The sequence below is a fragment of the Bradyrhizobium sp. LB8.2 genome (assembly GCF_040548035.1).
Taxonomy (GTDB): Bacteria; Pseudomonadota; Alphaproteobacteria; order Rhizobiales; family Xanthobacteraceae; genus Bradyrhizobium.
In genome coordinates this window covers 108,798-132,143 of sequence record NZ_JBEPQV010000019.1, presented here as the reverse complement: position 1 = coordinate 132,143, position 23,346 = coordinate 108,798, and the positions used below count along the sequence as shown (strand labels likewise).

27 protein-coding genes and 1 pseudogene are annotated in these 23,346 nt (G+C 63.8%); 16 read left to right on the top strand and 12 right to left on the bottom strand.

Annotated features, from left to right (window positions below; translation table 11 throughout):
• Positions 1 to 283 precede the first annotated feature (283 nt).
• The 10 genes and pseudogenes from ABIB06_RS22850 (at position 284) to ABIB06_RS22805 (ending at position 7,671) form a co-directional block, all read left to right on the top strand.
• Positions 284 to 877 carry an Abi-alpha family protein gene (locus ABIB06_RS22850; protein ID WP_354048562.1) on the top strand — a complete coding sequence of 198 codons (594 nt, stop codon included), beginning with the start codon at positions 284 to 286 and terminating at the stop codon, positions 875 to 877.
• Between the two features lie 388 nt (positions 878 to 1,265).
• A complete protein-coding gene (locus tag ABIB06_RS22845) occupies positions 1,266 to 2,102 on the top strand; it encodes a hypothetical protein (protein ID WP_354048563.1) in 837 nt (278 codons plus the stop codon).
• Positions 2,036 to 2,551 carry a calcium-binding protein gene (locus ABIB06_RS22840; RefSeq protein WP_354048564.1) on the top strand — a complete coding sequence of 172 codons (516 nt, stop codon included), beginning with the start codon at positions 2,036 to 2,038 and terminating at the stop codon, positions 2,549 to 2,551. Before ABIB06_RS22845 ends, ABIB06_RS22840 begins: the two co-directional genes overlap by 67 nt.
• On the top strand, positions 2,505 to 2,783 hold the full coding sequence (locus ABIB06_RS22835; protein ID WP_354125637.1) for a hypothetical protein: 279 nt from the start codon (positions 2,505 to 2,507) through the stop codon (positions 2,781 to 2,783). Before ABIB06_RS22840 ends, ABIB06_RS22835 begins: the two co-directional genes overlap by 47 nt.
• Positions 2,784 to 3,132: 349 nt before the next feature.
• Positions 3,133 to 3,758: pseudogene (locus ABIB06_RS22830) on the top strand (PilZ domain-containing protein).
• 102 nt (positions 3,759 to 3,860) lie between these two features.
• Positions 3,861 to 4,133, top strand: coding sequence for a hypothetical protein (locus ABIB06_RS22825; protein ID WP_247445573.1), 273 nt, complete (start codon positions 3,861 to 3,863; stop codon positions 4,131 to 4,133).
• Positions 4,134 to 4,197: 64 nt separating this feature from the next.
• Entirely contained in the window at positions 4,198 to 4,350 is a 153-nt protein-coding gene (locus ABIB06_RS22820; protein ID WP_247445572.1) for a hypothetical protein, read from the top strand.
• A 312-nt stretch (positions 4,351 to 4,662) separates the two neighbouring features.
• A complete protein-coding gene (locus tag ABIB06_RS22815) occupies positions 4,663 to 5,703 on the top strand; it encodes a PrsW family glutamic-type intramembrane protease (RefSeq protein WP_247347027.1) in 1,041 nt (346 codons plus the stop codon).
• A 69-nt stretch (positions 5,704 to 5,772) separates the two neighbouring features.
• Positions 5,773 to 6,351: an HdeD family acid-resistance protein gene (locus ABIB06_RS22810; protein WP_354048567.1), complete on the top strand. Its 579-nt coding sequence runs from the start codon at positions 5,773 to 5,775 to the stop codon at positions 6,349 to 6,351.
• 234 nt (positions 6,352 to 6,585) lie between these two features.
• On the top strand, positions 6,586 to 7,671 hold the full coding sequence (locus tag ABIB06_RS22805; RefSeq protein WP_354048569.1) for a 3-deoxy-7-phosphoheptulonate synthase: 1,086 nt from the start codon (positions 6,586 to 6,588) through the stop codon (positions 7,669 to 7,671).
• 57 nt (positions 7,672 to 7,728) lie between these two features.
• On the opposite strand, the gene ABIB06_RS22800 is transcribed toward ABIB06_RS22805, so the two are convergent.
• The 3 genes from ABIB06_RS22800 to epmA are packed head-to-tail and all read right to left on the bottom strand — an operon-like array spanning position 7,729 to position 10,182.
• On the bottom strand, positions 7,729 to 7,983 hold the full coding sequence (locus ABIB06_RS22800) for a hypothetical protein (RefSeq protein WP_354048571.1): 255 nt from the start codon (positions 7,981 to 7,983) through the stop codon (positions 7,729 to 7,731).
• Between the two features lie 43 nt (positions 7,984 to 8,026).
• A complete protein-coding gene (locus tag ABIB06_RS22795) occupies positions 8,027 to 9,121 on the bottom strand; it encodes a lysine-2,3-aminomutase-like protein (RefSeq protein ID WP_354048573.1) in 1,095 nt (364 codons plus the stop codon).
• Entirely contained in the window at positions 9,118 to 10,182 is a 1,065-nt protein-coding gene (gene epmA, locus ABIB06_RS22790) for an EF-P lysine aminoacylase EpmA (protein ID WP_354048575.1), read from the bottom strand. The genes ABIB06_RS22795 and epmA overlap by 4 nt, the downstream gene beginning before the upstream one ends.
• A 162-nt stretch (positions 10,183 to 10,344) precedes the next feature.
• Between epmA and efp the strand changes: the two genes are divergently transcribed.
• The 3 genes from efp to ABIB06_RS22775 all read left to right on the top strand — a co-directional run bounded on the left by efp (position 10,345) and on the right by ABIB06_RS22775 (position 13,628).
• Positions 10,345 to 10,911, top strand: a complete 567-nt coding sequence (gene efp, locus ABIB06_RS22785; protein ID WP_354048577.1) for an elongation factor P — start codon at positions 10,345 to 10,347, stop codon at positions 10,909 to 10,911.
• A gap of 24 nt (positions 10,912 to 10,935) precedes the next feature.
• The gene (locus ABIB06_RS22780; protein WP_354048578.1) at positions 10,936 to 12,558 is read left to right on the top strand and encodes a M23 family metallopeptidase; all 1,623 of its coding nucleotides are present in this window, start codon (positions 10,936 to 10,938) and stop codon (positions 12,556 to 12,558) included.
• Between the two features lie 83 nt (positions 12,559 to 12,641).
• Entirely contained in the window at positions 12,642 to 13,628 is a 987-nt protein-coding gene (locus ABIB06_RS22775) for a DUF808 domain-containing protein (protein WP_354048580.1), read from the top strand.
• 30 nt (positions 13,629 to 13,658) lie between these two features.
• Here the strand turns inward: ABIB06_RS22775 and ABIB06_RS22770 are convergent, their stop codons facing one another.
• The gene (locus tag ABIB06_RS22770) at positions 13,659 to 14,162 is read right to left on the bottom strand and encodes a cupin domain-containing protein (RefSeq protein ID WP_247347056.1); all 504 of its coding nucleotides are present in this window, start codon (positions 14,160 to 14,162) and stop codon (positions 13,659 to 13,661) included.
• Positions 14,163 to 14,183: 21 nt separating this feature from the next.
• Positions 14,184 to 14,663, bottom strand: coding sequence for a carboxymuconolactone decarboxylase family protein (locus tag ABIB06_RS22765; protein ID WP_247347058.1), 480 nt, complete (start codon positions 14,661 to 14,663; stop codon positions 14,184 to 14,186).
• Between the two features lie 54 nt (positions 14,664 to 14,717).
• Here ABIB06_RS22765 and ABIB06_RS22760 point away from each other — a divergent pair, with 54 nt between their 5' ends.
• On the top strand, positions 14,718 to 15,242 hold the full coding sequence (locus ABIB06_RS22760; protein WP_354048582.1) for a MarR family winged helix-turn-helix transcriptional regulator: 525 nt from the start codon (positions 14,718 to 14,720) through the stop codon (positions 15,240 to 15,242).
• Here ABIB06_RS22760 and ABIB06_RS22755 read toward each other — a convergent pair.
• The 3 genes from ABIB06_RS22755 to ABIB06_RS22745 all read right to left on the bottom strand — a co-directional run bounded on the left by ABIB06_RS22755 (position 15,228) and on the right by ABIB06_RS22745 (position 16,111).
• Positions 15,228 to 15,443, bottom strand: a complete 216-nt coding sequence (locus ABIB06_RS22755; RefSeq protein WP_354048584.1) for a hypothetical protein — start codon at positions 15,441 to 15,443, stop codon at positions 15,228 to 15,230. The genes ABIB06_RS22760 and ABIB06_RS22755 overlap by 15 nt on opposite strands.
• Before the next feature lie 83 nt (positions 15,444 to 15,526).
• Positions 15,527 to 15,778, bottom strand: coding sequence for a hypothetical protein (locus tag ABIB06_RS22750; RefSeq protein ID WP_354048586.1), 252 nt, complete (start codon positions 15,776 to 15,778; stop codon positions 15,527 to 15,529).
• A gap of 72 nt (positions 15,779 to 15,850) precedes the next feature.
• A complete protein-coding gene (locus tag ABIB06_RS22745) occupies positions 15,851 to 16,111 on the bottom strand; it encodes a hypothetical protein (RefSeq protein ID WP_345946913.1) in 261 nt (86 codons plus the stop codon).
• 135 nt (positions 16,112 to 16,246) lie between these two features.
• Here ABIB06_RS22745 and ABIB06_RS22740 point away from each other — a divergent pair, with 135 nt between their 5' ends.
• Entirely contained in the window at positions 16,247 to 17,476 is a 1,230-nt protein-coding gene (locus ABIB06_RS22740; RefSeq protein ID WP_354048588.1) for a lytic murein transglycosylase, read from the top strand.
• Positions 17,477 to 17,482: 6 nt separating this feature from the next.
• On the opposite strand, the gene ABIB06_RS22735 is transcribed toward ABIB06_RS22740, so the two are convergent.
• The 3 genes from ABIB06_RS22735 to recJ all read right to left on the bottom strand — a co-directional run bounded on the left by ABIB06_RS22735 (position 17,483) and on the right by recJ (position 21,088).
• Complete coding sequence (locus ABIB06_RS22735) at positions 17,483 to 18,280, bottom strand: aldolase (protein WP_354048589.1); 798 nt, start codon at positions 18,278 to 18,280, stop codon at positions 17,483 to 17,485.
• Positions 18,281 to 18,391: 111 nt separating this feature from the next.
• On the bottom strand, positions 18,392 to 19,201 hold the full coding sequence (locus ABIB06_RS22730) for an SDR family NAD(P)-dependent oxidoreductase (RefSeq protein ID WP_354048591.1): 810 nt from the start codon (positions 19,199 to 19,201) through the stop codon (positions 18,392 to 18,394).
• A gap of 45 nt (positions 19,202 to 19,246) precedes the next feature.
• On the bottom strand, positions 19,247 to 21,088 hold the full coding sequence (recJ, locus tag ABIB06_RS22725) for a single-stranded-DNA-specific exonuclease RecJ (RefSeq protein ID WP_354048593.1): 1,842 nt from the start codon (positions 21,086 to 21,088) through the stop codon (positions 19,247 to 19,249).
• A gap of 279 nt (positions 21,089 to 21,367) precedes the next feature.
• On the opposite strand from recJ, the gene ABIB06_RS22720 reads away from it, so the two are divergent.
• Positions 21,368 to 22,444 (top strand): methyl-accepting chemotaxis protein, encoded by a 1,077-nt coding sequence (locus ABIB06_RS22720; RefSeq protein ID WP_354048595.1) that lies wholly within the window; start codon positions 21,368 to 21,370, stop codon positions 22,442 to 22,444.
• Positions 22,445 to 22,630: 186 nt separating this feature from the next.
• Here ABIB06_RS22720 and ABIB06_RS22715 read toward each other — a convergent pair whose 3' ends face one another.
• Positions 22,631 to 23,134 (bottom strand): cupin domain-containing protein, encoded by a 504-nt coding sequence (locus ABIB06_RS22715; RefSeq protein WP_354048597.1) that lies wholly within the window; start codon positions 23,132 to 23,134, stop codon positions 22,631 to 22,633.
• Between the last annotated feature and the right edge of the window lie 212 nt (positions 23,135 to 23,346).

Below are 23,346 nucleotides of genomic sequence, written 5' to 3'. Positions count from 1 at the left end.
GGCGTTCCAGCCCCGAGAGGGATGAGCAAAATCCCGGATATCCATTGGTCTGAACGGTCAGCGTAAAGGTTCAGTCTGGTCCAGAATGGCCACGCACGTCTGCCTGTGAGGCAGAACGACTGCGGATATGGTGGCTCGCTGCTCGGCCTGAGATTGTCAGCGCTGAACCCAATGGCTGGCCTTAAGTTCCGGCGTCCAGGAAGCGAAAACGGTGAGTGGATCTTAGTGGGCGTTTGTGGCGCACGCGAATGTCTCTAAGCTTTGCCCCAATGGGAGGCTGCCGATGTCCGACGATCCGACGCCGTACGAAAAGGCGATTGAGGAGACCGCAAAGACGACCGGGAAGATGGTCGACCTTGTGCGGGACGGCGCCCGGGCGATCAGCCCGACCGTCGCGGACGCGTACAACTTCCTGATGGGTGACCGATTATCACACGCCCGTAAACGAAATTTGGATGCGATCGCGAGGGAGACCGACAACATCCTGCGTGATCGCGACGTCAAGGACCGATCAGCTACGCCGGAGCAAATCGCAATTCCGCTCCTTAGCGCGGCGGAGGCAGAGAGCCGAGACGAGCTTCGCTCCCTCTGGTCTCGCCTGCTGGCGAATGCGGTGGACCCCAGTCGGCCGGAATTCATCAAGCTGCTGCAGAGCCTCGAGCCCTTGGATGCCCGCGTTCTGAAGTTCCTACACACGAAATCGCTGGAGGATCACGTGCTCTGGCTAACTGGCAGGCCGCGGTTGCGAGCGGGCCACGGCCTTATCGGACATCAGCCGCTGCGAATTCGGACCAAGCGTCAACGCACGACGGATTTGGGCCCGCCTCATTTCAAGGGCCATCACGCGACCTCAATTAAAGGCCGTATTATATTTTGATTAAATTCGCCATATACTTTTAAATCTAGAAGTATACAATTTGTGGGCATTGGGCAAGATCACGCGTCATCGCGCTCTTTATTCACACGGCAAGATCGCCAAGGTGCCTGCATATGCTCCGAAACAAGATCGATCCGACAAAGAGCTTAGTCCGGCCAAGCGGAGGCTGACCGTTCGTACCGACACGGAAGATGCGCCTGAGAGCTTTCTCATGCTGCGCCCCGGAGTCTGGCGCAGCACAGCCTGTCAGCGACGGCTCATCCGGCTCATCCGGCACATTCGCTTCAGCGAAGCCATCCGATTTGCTCGGCTCATTGCGCGAAACCTCTCGTTTCCGCCGGCATGCAGGTTTGCATTTGAAAACTGGGACGTTTAACGGGAGGTGTTCATGGCCAAGCGCATTCCAATTATTTCTGGTAGTCTCATTGACCATCAGGTGGGTACCGATGACGTTTTGATTGGCCTCGCGAACGCAACCAACTTTCTTGTCGGCGATGCTGGTCAGGATATTCGCGATCACGCCACCGGCGGCAACGACACCTTTACCGGTGGTGTGAACTCCATCGACAACTTCGTTGGGGACGCGGGTCGGGATATGCTCGATCATGCCGTTGGCGGCAACGATCGCTTCACGGATCTCGCCTTCACTGACAGCACCTTCTATGGGGACGCTCGCGGAAACATATCCGGTTACGCGCGCGGCGGCGATGACACTGGTGAGGCCGCTCCTGCCCTTGGCGCAGTTGCACCGCATATCACTTTCTACGGCGATGCCGGAGGCAACATGTCCGGCCACGCCGAAGGCGGCAACGACAGTTTCGAAGCATTCAGAGGCTCCCCCGCCATTAAACCGCAGACCACTTTCTACGGCGACGCGGGCGGCAGCATGTCGGACCGTGCCCATGGCGGTGATGACACATTCAGCGCCAACGTGGCGAATTCCGACCTGATCTTCTACGGCGACGCGGGCGGCAACATGTCGGACCGTTGCGCGGGCGGCAACGATACATTCACGACGACCGGCTTTGAGAACAACAACCATTTCTACGGCGACGCCGGAGGCAGCCTGACCGGCCGCGCCGTGGGCGGTGATGACACCTTCACGGTGAGCGGCTTGAACCCTTTTAGTTTTTTTACTACGGCGACGCCGGCGGCGACATGTCGGATCATACCCGGGGCGGCGATGACGCTTTCACGACGAGCGGCTTTGCCGCCGATTTCGTGAGCACCTTCTATGGTGACGCCGGGGGCAATATGTTTGGTCATGCCGCGGGCGGAAACGATGCCTTCACGGCCGGCGGAGGTCGAAACACCTTCTTCGGGGACGCCAGTGGAACCATGTCTGATGACGCCCAGGGCGGCAGCGACACTTTCATGGGTGGTGCGCCAGCGGGCACGCGCGGCATAAATTTGGCCTACGGCGACGCGCTGGCGATGTCCGGCAACGCTCAGGGTGGCAATGACACGTTAATCGCAGGTGATGATGCGACCCAGCAACCGGCCGGCACATTCGACAATACCCTGATCGGCGATGCACAGACCATGTCCGACTATGCCTGTGGCGGAAATGACAAGCTAGTCAGTGGTACTGGAAACGATGACATGTGGGGTGATGCGCAGTCCATTCTTGGCAAAGCGCGAGGCGGCAACGACACGTTCCGTCAATTTCAATAGCGGTCACGACAGGATCGAGGATTTTGGTCAGGGCGCACAAGATGTGGCAGGATCAAATTCGGGGACCGACCACATTGATGTGAGCGCCTTGGGCATCACAAATCTCAGTCAGCTCAGCATCTCTGCTTTCGATCCAACAACTCACGAAAGCACGATCACGTTCAGTCCTGGCAACGACGTCATTGTGCATAGCCAAGTCGCACTCACGTCGCACGATTTCCTTCTTGCATAGAGCTTTTGGCGGCTGCACCTGATCCCATGGCAGTGCACGCCGCGTCGCGCGCGTTGCGAACGTTTCGACGATGGCGAGCAGAAGAGCGAGGGGACTAAAGATCCGACCCGACAGCCTGACCTGCACGACGACCAAGTTCGCCCTCGCCCTTTGCGCGCTGGCTATGCTGGTACTGCTCGGATGACGCTATTGTGAGATCGCGGGCCTGATAATCGCGGCGCTTTGCCGCGCGCTCCGGTCGGCGCATTTACCAGAAATTTACCCCTGCTCGCGAGCGCCGGTATCATTTGCTTAGAATTTGATCGCTACCGTCGATCTACCGAAATATTCCGAAACACGATTGGCGCCCATGTCCGTCGCAGACTTCCTCAGGCAGCGTGCAGTGCAAGTCACCGTGAGCGGCAGCTACTCGCTGCCGCGCTGGTACGATTGCGAGGGCAAGCTCCGTACCTTCGCCTGCCGCACCAGCCGCGTCTCGCCGTTCCGCATGATGGTCGACGTTCCCGTGGTCGGCAAGATCGGCGAGCGCGTGACCTCCTACTTCCAGGACTTTGGTGAATTCCAGTGCACCATCAGCGCGACGCTGAAATCGGGTTTCCTGATGGAGCTCGACATGACGCGGGCCCGGCGCGCCGGATGTCGGAAAAGCTGACCTGGCTCGAGAAGAAGCAGAAGGACGCCAGCGTCCTGGAGCTGCGGAATGACTCGCGCTTCGTTCCGCAGGTCGCCCATACTTTCCTGGCGCTTGCCGACGGCAGCACCCATGCCTGCTTCATCATCGACGTTTCCACGGCCGGCGTTGCGATATCCAGCGAGTACGACCCGCCGATGGGAACGCCGCTTGCGGTCGGCGCCTGCGTCGGGCGCGTGATCCGCAAATTCGAGCACGGCTTTGCGGTCAAATTCGCCGAAAGGCAGTCGCGGGACGACCTCGTCCGGCTGATTGTCCGTACGCCCATGCTGCAATCGGCCTGATCCTCCGCCTCGCTGCCCTATCGCGGCCCCATTCCGGGATCAGCTTTTGAGGGTCCGCCCTTGTGCCGGACATCATTTGCAGACCTGCGATCGGGGGACCGGATGGCAGTCGACAAGATCGGACTCGACAAAACCAGACTCGACAAGATCACTTGGGACAGGGTCGGCCGGGTCACCGAGCCCGGACGCTACATGTACACGTTCGGCTGGCTCACCATCACCGCCGGCGATCTCGATATCTGGAAGCAATACCCGCAGGCTGCGTTCACGCTGATGGCGGAACATTCCGAGCCGAACGCATCCATCGGCGAGGAATTCCACCTCGGCGCCTTCGACATCGCGCCCAACGCGCCGCCGCCGTTCACCACCCACTGAAGGCCGCAATGGCGGCCACCGACGGAACGGGAACGCATGGCATGGCCGTTGCTTTATCAATGCCATGGTACAGATCCCCGCCGTTGATCAGGCCTTCCTGCTGCTGCTCATCGTGTTCTGCCTGGGCATGTGCCTCGTGCGCGCCTTCTGGGAGCTTGAGCAGGTCCGGGCACGCCGGATCGCGTCGCCACCCCCGCGCACGCACGACGAAGCGTGACCAAGCCGGCCGGCCGGCCCCGCGTTGCTCTGGACTTCCCGCGGGGACACGTGCATCGTGAATCGAAGAAACCTGCGCATTTCGTTGATCTGGCTCATCAATCGCGCCGCGATATCTGGCGCGCGACCGTTGCCATGGATAACGAACATGTCCTGCCATGCAATTGATTGCGCTCCGCATTCTTGACCTCACCAGCGACGCGGATGAACGCAGGCTGTCACGCCTGTTAAGCGAGCCGACAGCAGGCGCATGACACATGGTCGCATTGGTGAATGTAGATAAGCGGATCAAGGGGACCTATTTTCGGCGCCGATGTACCTGATTGAAGCGTTACCCACGGTCATCGGAACGGCCGCCATCGCCCCGGCGCTGCTGATGCTGTGGCTTGTCATTGCCGCCGAGGAACGGCCGGGACCGCCGGCCCAGGTCTGGACCGCGTTCCTGCTCGGCGCGGCCAGCATTTCGCTGCTGGGCCTCGCCCGCGCCCCTTTCGCCAAGATGGTCGCGGCCCCGGACAACCCGTGGGCGGCGCTGGCCATGCATTCGATCTTCGGCGTCGCGCTGCCGGAGGAAGCGGTCAAGGTAATCGCCATCGTGCTGGTCGCCTCGACCAAGCGGCGGACCTTCGCCAATCCGATGGACACCGTGGTCTATGGAGCCGCGGTTGGCCTCGGCTTTGCCGCCTACGAGAACCTCGCCTATCTCGTCCAGCACGCCGAGATGTGGCGCTCGCTGGCCGCCTTGCGCAGCGTGCTGACCGTGCCGTTCCACGGCGCGCTCGGCATCATCGCCGGCGCTTATCTGACCATCGCGCGCGCCGGCACGGCGCTGGGTGCGAACCGCCATCATCGCGACTGGGCCCGCCTCTCCAGCCGCCTGCTGATCTTCGCAGGCCCGCTCGCCCTGCATTCGGCCTTCGACTTCCCGCTGCTGACCCTGCAGCGCATGCCGGATCTCGATCCGACGCTGCGGATGTGGCTGGGCGGCGCGAGCCTGCTGATCGGCTTCAGCTCGATCGCCTTCGCCATCCGCCTAGTGCGGCGCGTCGCGCGCCATCACGCGCCCCGGACCGACGTCGCGCGCGAGCGGCTGAGCCAACTGCGCCGGATGTGGGCGCTGCTGCTCGCCGGCGGCGGCGTCGGCTTTCTCGGGCTCGCCTTCGTGCTGACCTCGATTCATCACTGGCTCGTCAACCCCGAGCGCAATCTGACGCTGGCCCTGATCCCGATCGGCCTGGTCTCGATCCTGCTAGGCCTCGCACTTCTGATCGTCACGACCGCGATCTATGTTCTCGGCCGCAACCGCATCCGCACCAGCGGGGAAGGTTTTTCGTCAGCGCACGGCGGCGGCTGAACCGCGGGATGGCAAGCGCGGTGTGCGCGTACTAGATTGAGCGCACGCCTGTCGATCTGGAGCCCGCCGATGACATCACCTGAGGATTTTTCCCGGCTGCAATCCGCCATGAGCCGAACGGTCAAGGCACATTGGAAAGCCTTCCTGTTCGAAGGCATCTTGCTTGTCGTTCTCGGCGTTGCCGCACTGATCCTGCCGCCGCTCGCAAGCCTTGCGATTACGATCTTCCTTGGCTGGATGTTCCTGGTCAGCGGCATCGGCGGATTGATCGCGACCTATTGGGCACGCAGCACGCCGGGCTTCTGGTGGTCGCTGATCTCGGCCGCGCTCGCCGTGCTCGCCGGCATGTTGCTGCTGGCGCGGCCGATGCAGGCGGTGCTGACGCTGACCATCGTGCTCGGCGCCTATTTCCTCGCCGAGGGCGTCGCCACCATCATGTACGCGCTGCAGCACCGGCGCGAGTCGGACGGCCGCTGGTCGTGGCTCCTGATCGCGGGCCTCGTCGACATCGCGATCTCGTTCATGGTGATCACGGGATTGCCGAGCTCGGCGGAATGGGCGATCGGCATCCTCGTCGGCATCAACCTGCTGTTCGGGGGCGCCACCCTGATCGGCATGGCTTTGGCGGCACGCAAAAGCAACAGTTGAGGCGCCCCGTGGCCCTCACCTCGCTTGGGGGGTGACAACCCGCCGATCGCGCGCTATATGACTGACCATGATCACCGTCGCCACCAGCTTTTATTGGTACTTTAGCTACGACAGCTCGCTGGCGGTGGGAGGATCACGCTCAATCTGACAAATTGCAGCATCTAGTCCGAACAGCCGCCAGACCTGGCGGCTTTTTTATTGGCCGGCAGGTTCTCAAAATGACAGGAGCCCGCCGTGCTGAGCACGACCGACGATCTTCGTATCCGCGAACTGAAAGAGCTGAGCACGCCGGAAGAGGTGATGCGGGAAGTCCCGCGCACGCTCACCGCGACGCGCGTGGTGATGGCCGCGCGCAACGCCATCCATGCGATCCTCAATGGCCAGGACGATCGGCTTCTTGTCGTGGTCGGCCCCTGCTCGGTGCATGATCCCAGGGCCGCGCTCGAATACGCCGAGCACCTCGCGAGCTTGCGCGAAGAACTCGCCGACCAGCTCGAGATCGTGATGCGGGTCTATTTCGAGAAGCCGCGCACCACTGTCGGCTGGAAGGGCCTGATCAACGATCCTGATTTGGACGGCAGCTTCGACATCAACAGGGGTCTGCGGCTGGCGCGCAACGTGCTCTCTGCGGTCAATAATCTCGGCCTGCCCGCAGGCACCGAATTCCTCGACATGACGACGCCTCAATACATCGCCGACCTCGTGTCCTGGGCCGCGATCGGCGCCCGCACGACCGAGAGCCAGATCCATCGCGAGCTGGCCTCGGGGCTGTCCTGCCCGGTCGGCTTCAAGAACGGCACCGACGGCAACGTGCGAATCGCGGCGGACGCGGTGAAGTCGGCCTCGCATCCGCATCATTTCATGGCGGTGACCAAGCTCGGCCGCTCGGCGATCGCCTCGACCGCGGGCAACGAGGATTGTCACATCATCCTGCGCGGCGGCAGCAAGCCGAACTACGATGCGGCAAGCGTCGCGGAGGCGTGCAACGAACTGGCGAAAGCGAGCGTCGCGCCGCTCGTGATGGTCGATGCGAGCCACGCCAATTCGAGCAAGAAGCCGGAAAACCAGCCGCTTGTGACGGCCGACATCGCCGGGCAGATTTCCGGCGGCGAGAACCGCATCATGGGGGTGATGATCGAGAGCAATCTCGTCGCCGGGCGCCAGGACGTGGTACCGGGCAAGCCGCTCACCTATGGCCAGAGCATCACGGACGGATGCATCGACTGGGCGACCACGGCAACCGTGCTCGAGCAGCTCGCTGACGCGGTCGAGATCCGCCGCAACACCAAAAGCGCCGGACTGCACGAGCGTACAGCGTAGGGCCAAAGCAAACGCGGGCGGGGTGAGGCTGTCGCACCCTGCCCGCTGCTCCGGCGCCTAACAGCCGCGGCAGATGCTCTTGATCTTTTTGTCGAGCGCCTGATTTTCCTTGCTGAGGGGATCGTTCGGGTCGCTCAGGTTCTTCTCGTTCGGTACGTCGCTGGCGCGCGGCTGACGATGGCCCACCGGCGCCTGTGGCAGCGATCCGGAGGCCGCCCCGCCGGACGTGGATCCCTTGGTGCCGCCGGTCTGCGCAACCGCCGCGCCGCCGAGCAAGACCACGAGCGATACTGCTGCCATGATCTTCTTCATGTCTCTCCTCCATTCCTCAAGCCGGCGTCTCCTCTGCCACCGCTCAGTTCTCGGGCGGATAGAGATGAATGTCGCCGCAATAATCCACGATACGATAGCGCGTTTCCGACGCCGCATCACCCGCATCAGGTGCGGTATTTTGCATCGGCAACACGTAGTTCGGCCCCACCGGCGACTTGCCGGCGCCGCCGGGAATGTCGATGACATAGTCAGGCTGACACAGCCCTGACACCCGTCCGCGCAGCTGCCGCATGAGGTCCTGCCCCTCTGCGAGCGTCGTTCGCAGATGCGCGGTGCCGGGCGCGAGATCGCCGTGATGCAGATAATACGGCTTGATCCGGCATTCGACGAAAGCTCGCATCAAATCCGACAGAGCGGTCAAATTGTCATTGACGCCGCGCAAAAGCACGGACTGGCTCACCATGGGAATTCCGGCATCGACCAGCCGCGCGCAGGCGGCGCGCGCCGGCCCCGTCAGTTCGCGCGCATGGTTGGCATGCAGCGCCACCCAGGTGGTCGCGCCCTGAACCTTCAGCGCCGCGACCATCTCGTCGCTGATGCGCGCGGGATCGGCCACCGGCACGCGGGTATGAAGGCGGATGATCTTGACGTGATCGATGCCGGCAAGATCGGCCATGATCTCGCTCATTCGCCGCGACGACAGCATCAGGGGATCGCCGCCGGTCAGGATCACCTCCCAGACCTCGCTGTGCGAACGGATGTAGTCGATCGCCGCGCGATAAGCGCCGTCCGAGAGCGCGTTCTCCTTGCCGGGCCCGACCATCTCGCGGCGGAAGCAGAAGCGGCAATAGACCGCGCAGACGTGAACAAGCTTGAACAGAACGCGGTCGGGATAGCGATGCACGATCCCGGGGACCGGCGAGTGCGGATGATCGCCGATCGGATCGGCGTTCTCGCCCGGCTGCATCTCCAGCTCCGCGGCAGTCGGAACGAATTGCCGCGCGATCGGATCGTCGGGACTGGATTTGTCGATCAGTTCGACCAGCGCCGGCGTAATCGCAACTGCGTAGCGCGCGGCGACACGTTCGAGCGCGGGTAGCGCTTCGGCGGATACAAGCTGCTCGGCCACAAGTTCGGCCGGCTCGCGCAATGTGCGTGCAAGATTGGTCTTCGTCATGTCTCACTTAACGTTTCATTTGCAGGCGGCGTCCAGACCACCTGATCAATTCGCGATGCGCCGCTCGCCAGCATCACCAGCCGGTCGAAGCCGAGCGCGACACCGCTCGCCTCCGGCATTGCGGCGACCGCGGCCAGAAAGTCCTCGTCCAGCGGATAGGCCTCGCCGTAGCGGCGCTGCTTCTCCGCCATGGAGTCCGTAAAGCGCTTGCGCTGCTCCTCTGCGTCGGTCAATTCGCCGAAGCCGTTGGCGAGCTCGACGCCGCAGGCATAGACCTCGAACCGCTCTGCAACGCGGGGATCACCGGCCTTCACACGCGCCAGCGCCGCCTCTGGAGATGGGTATTCGAACAGAATGGTCAAACGCCCCTGCCCCAGATGCGGCTCGACATGCTCGACCAGGACCTTGCTGAAGATGTCCGACCAGGTGTCGTCCCCGGCCACACGGACCTTGCCGGCAGCCGCCTGAGCGAGCGCCGCGCGGTCGCCTTGGTCGCCGGAAATGGTCGCAAGCAGATCGATCCCCGCAAACTGCTCGAAGGCGCCGGCAACCGTCATGAGTTCCGGCTCGGCGAACGGGTCCGCGGTGCGGCCGCGGAAGGCAAAGGTACCGATACCGGTCGCCTGCGCCGCGCGGGCGATGAGAACGACGCAGTCGGCCATGATGGCGTCATAGGGGGCGTCTGCCCGATACCATTCCAGCATAGTGAATTCGGGCAGATGCAGGTCGCCCCGTTCGCGGTCGCGGAACACCCGGGCGAATTCGAAAATCCGGGTCTCCCCGGCCGCCAGCAGCTTCTTGCAGGCGAATTCCGGCGAGGTCCGCAAGTATCGGCTGGCATGGCTGCCGTCGGGCCGCATGATCTCCGTCCGGGGGGCGTGCAGATGGGTCTCGTTGCCCGGGGAGACCTGCAGGACGGAGGTTTCGACCTCGACAAAGCCCTGCTCGACGAAAAAGCCCCGGAGAGCCCCGGTGATGGCCCCCCTGGCCTGAAGGAACGGCCGGCGGTCGAGATGCCGCCCGGGCGACCAGAACGGTGAGATCGGCTTGTCCCCAGCCATTAATCGGCCGCCCCCTCTTTGAGCAAAATGCTGGCATCCAACGGCAAAATCAGTATGTTGCGGCCCGAAACGGTCGCCGAGGTCCGATTTGAGACCCCGAGTCCCCCCGAGATTTGATCACGTCCTGGCCGGAGCCGGGCCAAGCAAGCAGGAAATTTAGCTTTGAGAGTCATCGCCAGTTCTATTCGCAAGGGCAACGTGATCGAGCAAGACGGCAAGCTATATGTCGTCGTGACCGCGGAGAACATCCATCCCGGCAAGGGCACCCCGGTCAGCCAGATCGAAATGCGCCGAATCTCGGACGGGGTAAAGATCTCGGAGCGCTACAAGACCACCGATCAGGTCGAGAAGGCCACGATCGAAGAGCGCAACTTCACCTTCCTCTATGAAGATGGTGAGGGCTTCCACTTCATGAACCCGGAGACCTATGACCAGGTCCAGGTGTCCAAGGACGTGATCGGCGACGCCGCGGCCTATCTTCAGGAGAGCATGACGGTCAAATTGTCGACGCATGACGTCAACGTGGTGTCGATCGCGTTGCCGCAGCGCGTGACGCTGGAAGTGGTCGAGACCGAGCCCGTGACCAAGGGCCAGACCGCCTCTTCGTCCTACAAGCCCGCGATTTTGTCCAACGGCGTGCGCACCACCGTGCCGCCGCACATCGCGGTCGGCACCCGCGTCGTGGTGATGACTGAAGACGGCTCCTACTCCGAGCGCGCCAAGGACTGACGGGGAACAGAACGAGCGCAACAGGTGCCGCCGGGAGGCGAGACAGTGGTTGGGAAGGGTTTCCGCTTCATCTCGCAACTTCTGGCGTCGCTTTCGCTCCTCATTGCCTCTCCGCTCGCTGCGGATGAATTCCGCAGCCCCTCGCTCACGGCCCTGCGCGTCGATTGGCGCGCGGCGCTCGACCAGCTCCGCACCGAAATCAACGCCCGTCCCCGGGCCGCGGACGATTTCATCTTCGCACCTCGTCGTTCGGTGCCGCGCTACGATCCGCGCGCGATGCCGGCGCTGGTGCAGCTCAACGCGATCTCCTCACAATTCTTCACCGGCATCGCCCGCAGCTCCGTGCCCGTGCTGCTGCCGTTCGACGCCGCCGCCTATTTCGAGGCGCTGCGCAATGGCGCGCCGGCGACACTCGCGCTGTCGCGCTACCAGGCTGACTTCAATTCTGTCGACATGTTCGATGCCGGCCCCGCCGGCTACAGCGCGACCTTCTCGTTCGAGCCCGGCGCCGGCGACGGCATGCCGAGCCGGGTGTTCGCAAGACCGGTCGAGGTGCAGATCACGGGTTCGGCGCTCGTCTACGACGTCGCCGATCCCTCGGGCGGCAAGGGCGAGCCGGTCAAACCGCTCGCAGCGCTTTATCCGGACCTGCGCAAGTTCATAAGGGAAGGCTATGTGCGCTACGCTTTCACCCGTTTCGGCGCCGCCTATGTGGTGTCGATCCAATGCCTCGACAGCGTCGCCAAGCCGCGTCGGCTTGCCTGCAAGGAAGCCTATCCGGTCGCCGAGCGTTTCCTGAAGGCGCTGCACGTTGCCGGTGGCCAGCGCATGCGGCCGCTGACGGACATTGCTTCCAACATTCTCGATCGTCCCACGCAGCGTTCCCCGGACTTCACCTACCGGCCAAGCGGCGACATCATCCCGAACACCGGCTATCGCAAGCAGGGCGGACATCCCGACGTGATGGCCTATGCGCAGATCCGCTTTCCTCTCGAGAAGGTGCCCGCGTTCGTACGCTCGCAATCCTATGCTAAGCGCGACAAGATGGAGAGCACGACCGGCTATCCCTGGCGCGACAATTTCTGCGAATCTCGCAGTTTCGAGGTCTGGCAATGCGGCGGGGGTTATGGCCACCAGGGCGAGGACATCCGCGCGGCCGAGTGCCCACCGCCCGGCGAAGGCCGCGAAGCCTGCGATCCCAAGCAGCGTGGCGTCGTCGCCGTGCGCGATGCGATGGTCATTCGCGCCTCCAAGGACCAGGCCGTCACGCTTCAGGTCAACAGCCGGACCGAGCACATCCGCTTCCGCTATATGCATATGAACCCCCAGGCGTTGAGCGCCGACGGCCTGCTCAATGGCCGCATCGTCTCGGAGGGCGAGAAGATCGGCGTGGTCTCGAACTATCTCGACCATCCCGCCGGCACCTCGATGCACCTGCATTTCGACGTGCAGGTGTTCACCCGCGACGGCTGGATCTGGGTCAGTCCTTACGTCACGCTGGTCTCGGCCTATGAGCGCCTGATCCGCGCCCGCGGCCGCGAGGTTGGCCCGGAGATCGCGGGTGCTCCGCAGCCGGTCGCACATGCGCTGCCGGAGGACGTGATCAAGCCGGACCTGCGCGAAGGATCGGGCGGCGAAGAGAATTGACAGCTTGCTCGTTCCAATGCCGGGCAGCGCAAAAGCGTGTTGTCGCGCACCCCGCCGGCTCGAAGGCCGAAGGAACAGGGTTGATGAGTGTCGGACTGATTGGTCTTCTCGACGATATCGCGGCGATTGCAAAGGTGGCAGCAGCCTCGCTCGACGATGTAGCGAGCCAAGCGGCCAAGGCGGGAGCAAAGGCGGCTGGCGTGGTCATCGATGACGCAGCCGTCACGCCGAACTACGTGATCGGCTTTGCCTCGAAACGCGAACTGCCGATCGTGGGCAAAATTGCTGTTGGATCGCTGCGCAATAAATTGCTGATACTGTTGCCCGTTGCCCTGTTGCTGGGTTATTTCCTTCCCGCCGCGGTGACGCCGCTGCTCATGCTGGGGGGAGCCTTTCTCTGCTACGAGGGTGCCGAGAAGGTGCTCGGAGCCGTGATGCCGCATCATGCGCGCCACCACGAAGCTCAGCTCCAGCCGATTGCGTTGAATGCGCGGTCGGTCGAGGACGAGAAGGTCGCGAGCGCCATCAAGACGGATTTCATCCTGTCGGCGGAGATCATGGCAATCACGCTGGCGGCAATTCCGGCGGGCAACATCTGGACGCAGGCGCTCGTGCTGGCGCTCGTCGCCATTTTCATCACAGTTGGAGTCTACGGCGTGGTTGCCCTGATCGTGAAGGCGGACGATGTCGGCGTGGCCCTTGCGCGGTATGACGGCGCATCGGTCATTGGCAGCGCAATCCGCTTGCTTGGACGTGCGCTCGTCCGCGGCATGCCTACCTTCCTGGCGGTGCTGAGCACCATCGGCACGGCGGCGATGATCTGGGTCGGCGGCGGCATCATCCTGCACGGCATCGAGCAATACGGCCCACCCGTGGTCGGCCACACGGTCCATGCCGTGACCGAGGCTGCCGCGCACCTCCTTCCCTCCATTGCCGGCATCGTCGAATGGTTGGTGGTGGCAGCCATCTCAGGCGTCATTGGACTCCTTGTCGGCGCAGCTGCGATTCCTGCCGTCGAATACGGTCTTTCACCGGTATGGAAACGGTTGAAGCGATCGCAGCCGACTTGAACAACGGCGGTTGCGGATTGCGAGTGCCAGCTACTCCAGCAACGTCGTCAGCTGCGCGCCCTCGTCCGCCACGAATACCGCGATCAATTCCGCCGGCTCCGTGGTGCTGGCGTTGGCCGAGACCAGATGGGTCGAGCCGGGCGGCTCGAAGAAAGACTGGCCGACGCCAAACGTCTCGACCGGACCGCCGCCGAGCTGGGAGCGGATCTCGCCCTTGGTGATGTAGGCGGTCACCGAGCCTGCGTGACGATGCGGCCGCGAGAACCCGCCGGGACCATAGAACACACGCACGATGGTGACGCGCTTGCCCGGCACGTTCGGCAGCGCGTAGGAGCCAATCGGTTCGACTTTGTCGAGCGGCGAACTTTCGGCGGCGGTGGCACAAAGCGGCGCCAGCGCGCCTGAAACAGCATCCATCGTCACCGGTAACGCCTTGCCGATCGCAAGCGCGCAGGCAAGCCCGCCGGCGACGGTAATCGCGATCGAACGCGATGGCACCCGGCACTGCATGGTGGCCAAATTCATTGCAGTCATGACAACCTCCCCTCTTTGCAATCAGGACGCCGCGGCATTCGCTGCAACCGGCCGCTTCGCCGGCGTCCAGCGAAACGCTGCGCCAAAACGGTTCCAGACGTTGATCGAGGCGACCGCCGAGGTCAGGTAGGTCAGCTCGGTCTCGGAGAATTCACCGCTCGCTTCGGCGTACACGTCTTCGCCGACGCCATCAGGCAGCAACGTTAGCGCCTCGGCCCAGGCCAACGCGGCGCGCTCGCGCGCGGAGAAGATCGGCGCCTCGCGCCAGACCGCGACCAGATTGAGCTTGTCGACGGGCACGCCGATCCGCTCCGAAAGCAGGATGTGATGCTGCACGCAGAACGCGCAGCCGTTGATCTGCGAGGCACGCAGCTTGACCAGCTCGAGGAGCTGCCTGTCGAGGCCGGCCTTGGCCGCGAGCTGTCCCAGCGCCAGCACGAGATCATAGACGTCGGGCGCGATCTGCTTGAAATCCTCGTATTCGCTGCGGGCGTGTGACATTGCCGTTCACCTCGTGATATTGTAAGAGCGCTGACACATTATAAGAGCTCTTACATGACGCGCAAGCCGGCCGATATCACGAGATCGCAACCCCGGCGGAAGGCACCCACGGCCGCCCCGGTGGTGCGCGTGCCAGCCCCGGGGGAAGGCAAGCGCGGCGAGCAGGGTTATCTCGGCTATCTGTTGCGCCAGGCCCACGCCGCAGTCCGTCTGACGATGGAGCGGTCGCTGGCCGATCTCGGCGTGACGTCGCCGCAATTCGCTGTGCTGACCATGCTCAATGCCTATCCGGGACTGTCCGGCGCCGATGTCGCCCGTCTCACCTTCCTGACGCCCCAGACTGTGGGCGTCATCATCCGTAATCTCGAACGTGACGGCGCGATTGTGATGACGCCGCATCCTGTCCACGGCCGCATCCAGCAATGGACGTTGACGCCGCGCGGGGCGACGCTTTTGAAGGCGTGCCAGGAACGGGTGATCGCGCTGGAGAAGCGCCTCGCTCGGGATTTGGATACCAAGGCGGAAACCGCGATCCGGCGTTGGCTCGCGGGAATCGCGACGGATCTACAGGAGGATTAAGTGATCAGCGATCGCCGCGGACACGTCCAGTCGCCCGTCTCCCTCGCCGCAGCCGCGATCGGAATCCGAGAAGTCGCTGACGGCACCGTCGCCTCGAATGCCGCGGCCAAAATTCTCGACAACGATCATCAGGATCACGACGAATAGCCCCGTGCCAAACGGCCAGGGATTGATGCGGATGATGTCGAACAGCTCTCGCATGTTCGTATTATGCGCAGATGGAAACGAACCGACCGTAAAGTGACAGGCTTAAATCGGGGATATCCACCCGTTACAGGAACGCCCTACCTGCCCTTCAACACTTTCTTAACCTCGCCATCAGACCAGGTTTCGCCCGCTGCAATCACCCGCACGCGGCTTTGGTCCGCCGCGTTCACCAGCTCATGCGAACTCACCCAGTGGCCGCTTGGCTCCAGATGCAGATCGGTCTCAGGCTTCCAGCTCAGCGTGGTCGCGAGATCGCCGGGAAAGATCTGCCATTGTGATCCGTCATCCAGCTCGACCACATGGCTTTCCGTATGCGCGTTTATCTTCATTCCACCCCAAGTTCTCGATGAACGGACTGCGTGCGGCAGCGGGCCCCGGCGATCGGCCGGGGCCCCGCTCCGTCAGTCATTGTCGTGATGAATCACGGTCTTGCTGCGGTTGCCGAGTTCATCTTCCTTCTTGATCACCGTGGTGCGGTCGGCAGGCTCGCGCTCCTTGACGACCGTGGTGCGGTCGCGGTCGCGGTCCCGCTCCCGATATTCGTGAGATTGTCCCACCGTCACGCCGGCACCGACCGGACCGACGTGAACGCCGACTTCGTCGGCAAATGCAGGCGCGGCGATGGCGGTGACCATAGCGGCGGCAAACAGATATTTCCTCATCTTCTCCTCCTCAATTTGGTGCGGGGAAAATGCGGGAGTGCGACAGTTTGTTCCGGCGAACGCATGCAAGGCGGCTTGTTCCTCCAGTTCCAGGAACCGGGTCACAAGCGCCATGTTTCCCGCTAGACTAGGTTCATGAAACAAGCTGATTCCTCGGCCCATCGCAGCCGCCGCGCTCTGCTTCGATCCACGCTCGGCGCAACCGCACTCATCGCCATTCCAACGCGCATCCTCGCCGCGCCTCCGGGCTTCGAGGAATGGCGGGAGGGTTTTCGCGCTCGTGCCATGGCGAAGGGAATTTCGGCCGCGACCTGGCAGCGCGCGATGGCGCGGGTCGAGCCCGACGTGAGCGTGTTCAAGCAGATGCGCAACCAGCCCGAATTCCATGAGCAGGTCTGGCAATACATCAACCGCCGCGTCTCCGACTGGCGCATCATCAACGGCAAGATCGCGCTGAAAAACAACGAGGCGCTGCTCGCGCGCGTCGAGCGCGATTTCGGCGTCGAGCGCGGCACGCTGCTGGCGCTGTGGGGCGTCGAGTCCGCCTATGGCGATCCGCTGGTGCAGCAGAACCACATGACGCCGGTATTTCCCTCGCTCGCCGCGCTCGCCTGGAATGAGCCGCGGCGCAAGGCTTATTGGGAGACCGAGCTGATCAACGCGCTGCGTATCGTCGACAAGGGCTGGAGCACGCCGGAGCAGATGCAGGGATCCTGGGCCGGCGCGATGGGGCATTCGCAATGGATGCCGGAGGTCTGGCTCAATGTCGGCATCGACTATGATGGTGACGGCAAGGTGTCACCGTTCGGCAAGCCCGACGACGCGCTGGGCTCGACCGCAAAATATCTGGTCAACCGCGGCAAGTGGCACCGCGGCGAGCATTGGGGCTACGAGGTGCGCGCATCCGGCGAGGCGAGCGGCACCCGGACCTATGCGGCCTGGCAGGCGGCCGGCGTCACCCGCGCCGACGGCCAGCCGTTTCCGCAACCCTCCGCGTCCGCGCGGATGTGGACGCCGGTTGCGGGCGGACCGACGTTCCTGCTGGGACCGAATTTCAACGCGGTGAAAAGCTACAATCCCTCGATGAACTATGCGCTGGCGATCTGCCATCTCGGTGACCGCTGCCTCGGCGGGCCGCCCTTCATCCAGCCCTTCCCCGGCTCCGAGCGCGCGCTGACACTCGCAGAAGTGCAGGAGATGCAGACGCGCCTGACCAAGGCCGGTTTCGACACCGGCGGCACCGACGGTCGGGTCGGCAACGACACCATGAAGGCGATCAAGGATTTCCAGCAGCGCGCGGGGATCGCGCCTGCGGACGGCTATGGCGGGCTGAAGGTGTTGGCGAAGCTGCGCCAGGGGTCGTAGGCCGGCTCAGTGCCGGTACTGCGGCTCCTCGGCATCGAGCTGGCGGCGGATCGCGGCAAGATGCAACCGCGCGGATTCGGAATCGCCCTCGCGCATCTGCCTGTAGGTTTCGGCCGCAATCGCGGCATCGACCGGCAGAACTTTCCTTCCCGTCGACATCGCCAGCACCTGTACCTCGGCGGCGCGTTCGAGGTAGTAGAGATCGTCCCAGGCTTCCGCGATAGTCGGCGCCAACACCATCACACCGTGATGCTTCATGAAGACGATGTCGGCATCGCCGACGGCCGACGCTATGCGCGCGCCTTCGCTGTTGTCGAGCGCAAGGCCGTTGTAGTCGCGGTCCACGGCCGTGCGACCGTAGAATTTCAGCGCGGTCTGGCCGGCCCAGATCAGGGGATCGCCCTCGGTCATCGACAGCGCCGTGGCGTAGGGCATGTGGGTGTGGAAGGCGACCTTGGCGCGCGGCAGGCGCTTGTGCATCTCGGCATGAATGTAGAACGCGGTCGCCTCGGGTACGCCCTCGCCGTCGAGCACGTTGCCGTGGAAGTCGCAGATCAGCAGTTTTGACGCGGTCAGCTCGCGGAAGGCGTAGCCGTAAGGGTTGACGAGAAACAGATCGTCATGGCCCGGCACCACGGCCGAGAAGTGGTTGCAGATGCCCTCCTCGAAGCCGTTGCGCGCCGCCATGCGGAAGCAGGCAGCGAGATCCTCGCGCGCGCTCCGGATCGCGTCGCTGACGAGATCCGGCCGGTTCGAGCGGAATGGCGCCGGCGTGGATGACGAAGAGTGAAGGCTGTGCGCCATGGCGGGAGGACACCTCTGTCGGTCGGGAGAGCTGCCCGCGTTGTACAGCGGCTGCGCCTGCGCGTCAGCCCCTGCGGGCGCCACCCTGCCCTTCGCAGCCCGCGCGGCGGCTTATTGCCGCCGCGGCACGCCGCCGGCGTTCATGCCGCCGTCGATGACGAGCTCGCTGCCGGTGACGTAGCGCGAGGCATCGGAGGCCAGATACAGCACGCCAGAGGCAATCTCGGCGGCCTGGCCGGCGCGGCCGAGCGGCGTGACGACGCGCGCACGCTCGTCCGGATCGATCGGCGCGTTGCCCTGGTTACCGGTCGCGCCGGTCGGGATCTTGCCCCAGATCGGCGTGTCGATGATGCCGGGATGGACGGAGTTGACGCGGATGCCGTCACCGGCGGCCGCACACTCCATCGCGATCGATTTTGCGAACAGCCGCACGCCACCCTTGGTCGCCGAATAGGCCGACAGCCCGGGCGAGCCGCGCAAGCCTGCGAGCGAGGACATCATGACGATCGAGCCGCCGCCGGTTTTGCGCATCAAGGGCAGGCAATGTTTGACGGAGAGAAACACGCCGTCGAGATTAATGGCGTTCTGCTTGCGCCAGTCACCGAGTGTCATGTCGACGATCGAGGGCACGGCAATGCCGATGCCGGCATTGGAGACCATGATGTCGAGCCGGCCATGGCGCTTTGCGATCTCAGCGACAATCTCGATCCAACGCTCTTCGCTGGTGACGTCCTGCTCCAGGAAAATCGCCTTGCCGCCGGCCTTGGTGATGCGACTGGCGAGTTCGGGGCCGCGCAACTCGTCGATGTCGGTGGCAATGACGGTGGCGCCCTCGCGCGCGAACAGCTCGACGATGGCTTCGCCAATTCCGGATGCGCCGCCGGTCACCAGCGCGACCTTGCCCTCAACCTGCCCTGCCATGTTTACTCCCTTTTTTGTTGTTTGCTTTTTGGTTGTTTGCCGGACCTATCTAATCATGGATGGTCCTTGGTCGGGTAGCGCGACGTCGATGACGCGGAATTGCACGCGCTCGGCGCCCTGGTAGCGATCGACCGACAATGATCCCGCGACATGCAATTGCTGGCCGCGATTGGCAACAAGCGCGTTGCCGAGCTTCTGTCCGATCGAACGGAACGCGATGCCGTTGACGATAGCACCGTCGCCCGACTTGAAGCGCAGCCTCAAATGCGCCTGTCCGACCTCGTCGGCATAGACGAGCTGATGCGCCGGCAGCGCCAGCACGGCTTCCGGATTGCCGCTACCGAAAGGACCTGCACGGTTGAGCGTGGTCGCAAGCTCCGTCGTCACCGCGCGCGCGGAAACCGCGCCGTCGATGTAGAGCTCGTTGACGTGGCGGGCCTCGGCAACATCGCGCGCCAATGCATTCTCGAGGTAGGCGCGAAATTCGGCGAGCTTCTCTTTTTTCAGCGTGACGCCCGCGGCCATCGCGTGGCCGCCGCCCTTGAGCAGAATGCCATCTGTCACCGCCTGCCGAACCGCCTTGCCGATGTCGACGCCGGCGATCGAGCGACCCGAGCCGGTACCGATGCCGCCCGGCTCCAGCGCGATCGCGAAGGCGGGCCGCGAGAACTTCTCCTTCAACCGGGACGCGACAAGACCGACCACGCCGGGATGCCAGCCTTCGGAGGCCGTGACGATGACGCCGAGCTTGTCCTCGAACCCGATCGAGGCGAGTGCCTCGGCTTCGGCCTGCGCTTCGGCGCCCTGCTCGATGACGCGGCGCTCGCTGTTGAGGCGGTCAAGCTCGGTGGCGATCCGCGCGGCCTCGACGCTGTCACCTTCGAGCAAGAGCCGCACGCCGAGGTCGGCGCGGCCGATGCGACCGCCGGCATTGATGCGCGGCCCCAGCATGAATCCGAGATGCCAAGCCTCCGGTGGGCCGTTGAGCCGCGACACGTCCATCAGCGCGGTGTGGCCGACATGGTCGCGCCGCCGCATCGCGATCAGGCCCTTGGCAACGAAAGCGCGGTTGAGACCGATCAGCGGCGCGACGTCGGCAACCGTGCCGAGCGCGACGTGATGCAGCATGCCAAGCAGATCAGGCTCAGGCAGCCCCGCACTCCAGAAGCCGCGCCGGCGCAGCTCGCGATTGACCGCGACCAGCGTCACCAGCACGAGGCCAACGGCGGCGAGATGACCGAGGCCGGAGAGATCGTCGAGCCGGTTCGGATTGACCAGCGCATCGACCTCCGGAAGCACGTCGCCGGCCTGGTGGTGGTCGATCACGACAACGGACATGCCGAGACGTTTTGCCTCGGCGAGCGGCTCGATGCTGGTGGTGCCGCAATCGACGGTGACGAGCAGCGTGGCGCCCTTCGCGGCCAGCCCGCGAACCGCTTCGACGTTGGGGCCGTAACCTTCAAAGATGCGGTCGGGAATGTGGATCAGCGGATCGAGACCGCAATGGCGCAGATGCCAGGTCAACAGCGCCGCCGAGGTCGCGCCGTCGACGTCATAGTCGCCGAAGATCGCAATCTTCTCGCCATTCGCGGCGGCATCCGCGATCCGCTTCGCGGCGGCTTCCATCTCGGTCACCGTGAACGGATCCGGCATGAGCTTGCGGATGGTCGGATCGAGGAAATCGGCAACCGCATCGGTGTCGACGCCGCGGCCCGCCAGCACCCGCGCCAGCAGCTCGGGCAATTGGTGCTGCTGCACGATGGCGAGCGCCTTGGCCGCCCCGCGCGCGTCCAGCCGGTCGCGCCAGAGCTTGTCGGTGAGCGAGCGCGCCACTCCCAGGAACGCCTGGGGTGCTTCGACAGGCAAGGCGGTGGCGGGCGGCGTCATGAATAGCTATCGGTTTGAGGAACCTGGGAGCCGGAGCCATCGCATCGCCCGGCCAGCGGGACGATTGACCCGGAATCGCTCGGGCTTTGCAATGTCTGCGCCGCACAAAGCGGTGGATTGCCGCTTTGCTACGCGGACTGACTATCATTTGAGCATTCCACAAAACAGCAAATTAAGCAGGCGTTAGGCGGAATCTTCGAAAAAGACTCGTATTCGATCTGTCAGTGATTGTTCCGGGTTCGTTGCAGATCAGACCTCATTGCCAAGGGAAGTCCCCCGATGTCTGCTGCGCTGGGTCTCAAAGCCAAGCCGATCGCGACCGAACCCGCCGACGATGATTCCGACATCTCCGCGCTGATCAACCGCCTCACGGCGGAGGTCAACCAGATCGCGGTCGACAAGACCAAGGCGATCCAGCAGATCACCAACCAGATGAAGATGCTGGCGCTGAACGCGCTGATCGAGAGCTCGCGCGCGGGTGCGCAGGGTGCGGGCTTCGCAGTGGTGGCGCAGGAGGTACGCGGCGTCGGCCAGCAGGTCGAGACCATCGCCCGCGAGCTCGAAAGTCAACTGACGAAACGCACCGGCGATCTCGTCGCCTCGATCGACCGCATGAGCCAGCGCTCGCGTGGCGAGCGCATGGTCGATCTGTCGCTCAACGCCATCGAGCTGATCGACCGTAACCTCTATGAACGTACCTGCGACGTCCGCTGGTGGGCGACCGATTCCGCTGTCGTCGATTGCGCGGCCTCGCCCGGCACGGCTGCCGTGTCCCATGCCTCGCAGCGCCTCGGCGTGATCCTCGGTGCCTACACCGTCTATCTCGACCTTTGGCTCTGCGACCTCGACGGCAATGTCATCGCCAATGGCCGCGCCGACCGCTTTCGCGCCGTCGGCCAGAACGTCGCCCACACCAAATGGTTTCGCGATGCGAAGACCTTGCGCTCCGGCGACGACTATGTCGCCGGCGACGTCGAGAACCAGCCGCTGCTCGGCAATGCGCAGGTCGCGACCTATTGCGCCAGCGTGCGCGCCGGCGGCCAGGCCAACGGCGCGCCGATCGGCGTGCTCGCCATACATTTCGACTGGGAGGCACAGGCCCGCGCCATCGTGCAAGGCGTGCGCGTCGGCGACAGCGACAAGGCGCGCGTGCTGCTGGTCGATTCCAATCTTCGCATCATCGCCGCCTCGGACGGCCAGGGCATTTTGAGCGAACGTATCTCGCTCTCGCTCAACGGACAGCGGGCAGGCTTCTATCAAGACCGCTCCGGCACGCTGGTCGCGTTCCATGCGACGCCCGGCTACGAGACTTATCGGGGGCTCGGCTGGTACGGCGTGATCGTCTGCGGGGCGTAGTGCCGATCGGTCAAGCCGACGACGGTCCGGCTCGCCTGCCAGACAAAAAAACCGGAAAACAACCCCATGCAAAGTAGCGCAGGGTGCAGGCATGATGCACGCTCACGCTGCATAAGCGTTTGATAGGTCAGGCAGAACGATGGCAGCTGCGCATCGCCCGCGAGATGCGGCGATCATATGCCTCCATCAGTTGGAAGTGACCGATGCATGGATCACGACACCATGCTGCTCGGCGATCGTCGCGACGGCCTGGACAGGCGGCATGCCTCCGCTGCGTCGTCCAAGCTCGTCGAAGGCGGCAAACATGCGATCGAGACCGGCGCCCGGCATCGCGAACACCAGCAGGCGCGCCGTATCCGTGCCGACATTGCGATAGCCGTGACGCCGATGGCGCGGAGCGAAAAGAAATGCACCGGTGCCAAGACGCAACGGACCGGTCGCACCTTCGATGTCCATAACCACCTCGCCGCTCAGCACATAGAATGCCTCGTCCTCGCGGCTGTGCGTATGCGCTGGCGCCCCGCGACCCGGCGGCACGATCGATTCCCACACGGAGAATTGTTGGCCGGTATCGCTCGCCATCGCCTTGTAGCTATGCGTCACACCGAGCACGTCGAGCGTGGGTCCGCTCCCCGGCGCCCGGAACAACGCGCTCAATGACGGACAATTGCGGGTTGCATCGCTGCTCATGGCAGTTCCCTCCAAGGATCGGGTTGCGATGCGCTGTCTTCCAGCGAAAATGAACCCGCCCGACGCCATAACGTTCCGCACCCAGATGGGCTTCGCCCACCGATATCGCGCAGCGGCGGAACCGGCGTATCCCCTGCTGGAACGACACTTGCCGCACCTCCAGCGCTTCCCAAATGAACGGGTGGTCGCACCGCTTGAATTCCGAAAAAGCG

Bases quoted from the DNA above. Each gene is read 5' to 3' on its own strand.
- ABIB06_RS22765 (WP_247347058.1), bottom strand. From the start codon at position 14,663: ATGTCACACGCCCGCAGCGAATACGAGGATTTCAAGCAGATCGCGCCC.
- ABIB06_RS22795 (WP_354048573.1), bottom strand. From the start codon at position 9,121: ATGACGAAGACCAATCTTGCACGCACATTGCGCGAGCCGGCCGAACTT.
- ABIB06_RS22815 (WP_247347027.1), top strand. From the start codon at position 4,663: ATGTACCTGATTGAAGCGTTACCCACGGTCATCGGAACGGCCGCCATC.
- ABIB06_RS22730 (WP_354048591.1), bottom strand. From the start codon at position 19,201: ATGGCAGGGCAGGTTGAGGGCAAGGTCGCGCTGGTGACCGGCGGCGCA.
- ABIB06_RS22800 (WP_354048571.1), bottom strand. From the start codon at position 7,983: ATGAAGAAGATCATGGCAGCAGTATCGCTCGTGGTCTTGCTCGGCGGC.
- ABIB06_RS22845 (WP_354048563.1), top strand. From the start codon at position 1,266: ATGGCCAAGCGCATTCCAATTATTTCTGGTAGTCTCATTGACCATCAG.
- ABIB06_RS22825 (WP_247445573.1), top strand. From the start codon at position 3,861: ATGGCAGTCGACAAGATCGGACTCGACAAAACCAGACTCGACAAGATC.
- ABIB06_RS22775 (WP_354048580.1), top strand. From the start codon at position 12,642: ATGAGTGTCGGACTGATTGGTCTTCTCGACGATATCGCGGCGATTGCA.
- ABIB06_RS22850 (WP_354048562.1), top strand. From the start codon at position 284: ATGTCCGACGATCCGACGCCGTACGAAAAGGCGATTGAGGAGACCGCA.
- ABIB06_RS22760 (WP_354048582.1), top strand. From the start codon at position 14,718: ATGACGCGCAAGCCGGCCGATATCACGAGATCGCAACCCCGGCGGAAG.
- ABIB06_RS22715 (WP_354048597.1), bottom strand. From the start codon at position 23,134: ATGAGCAGCGATGCAACCCGCAATTGTCCGTCATTGAGCGCGTTGTTC.
- ABIB06_RS22755 (WP_354048584.1), bottom strand. From the start codon at position 15,443: ATGCGAGAGCTGTTCGACATCATCCGCATCAATCCCTGGCCGTTTGGC.
- recJ (WP_354048593.1), bottom strand. From the start codon at position 21,088: ATGACGCCGCCCGCCACCGCCTTGCCTGTCGAAGCACCCCAGGCGTTC.
- ABIB06_RS22740 (WP_354048588.1), top strand. From the start codon at position 16,247: ATGAAACAAGCTGATTCCTCGGCCCATCGCAGCCGCCGCGCTCTGCTT.
- ABIB06_RS22770 (WP_247347056.1), bottom strand. From the start codon at position 14,162: ATGACTGCAATGAATTTGGCCACCATGCAGTGCCGGGTGCCATCGCGT.
- epmA (WP_354048575.1), bottom strand. From the start codon at position 10,182: ATGGCTGGGGACAAGCCGATCTCACCGTTCTGGTCGCCCGGGCGGCAT.
- ABIB06_RS22820 (WP_247445572.1), top strand. From the start codon at position 4,198: ATGGTACAGATCCCCGCCGTTGATCAGGCCTTCCTGCTGCTGCTCATC.
- ABIB06_RS22735 (WP_354048589.1), bottom strand. From the start codon at position 18,280: ATGGCGCACAGCCTTCACTCTTCGTCATCCACGCCGGCGCCATTCCGC.
- ABIB06_RS22840 (WP_354048564.1), top strand. From the start codon at position 2,036: ATGTCGGATCATACCCGGGGCGGCGATGACGCTTTCACGACGAGCGGC.
- ABIB06_RS22810 (WP_354048567.1), top strand. From the start codon at position 5,773: ATGACATCACCTGAGGATTTTTCCCGGCTGCAATCCGCCATGAGCCGA.
- ABIB06_RS22720 (WP_354048595.1), top strand. From the start codon at position 21,368: ATGTCTGCTGCGCTGGGTCTCAAAGCCAAGCCGATCGCGACCGAACCC.
- ABIB06_RS22750 (WP_354048586.1), bottom strand. From the start codon at position 15,778: ATGAAGATAAACGCGCATACGGAAAGCCATGTGGTCGAGCTGGATGAC.
- ABIB06_RS22745 (WP_345946913.1), bottom strand. From the start codon at position 16,111: ATGAGGAAATATCTGTTTGCCGCCGCTATGGTCACCGCCATCGCCGCG.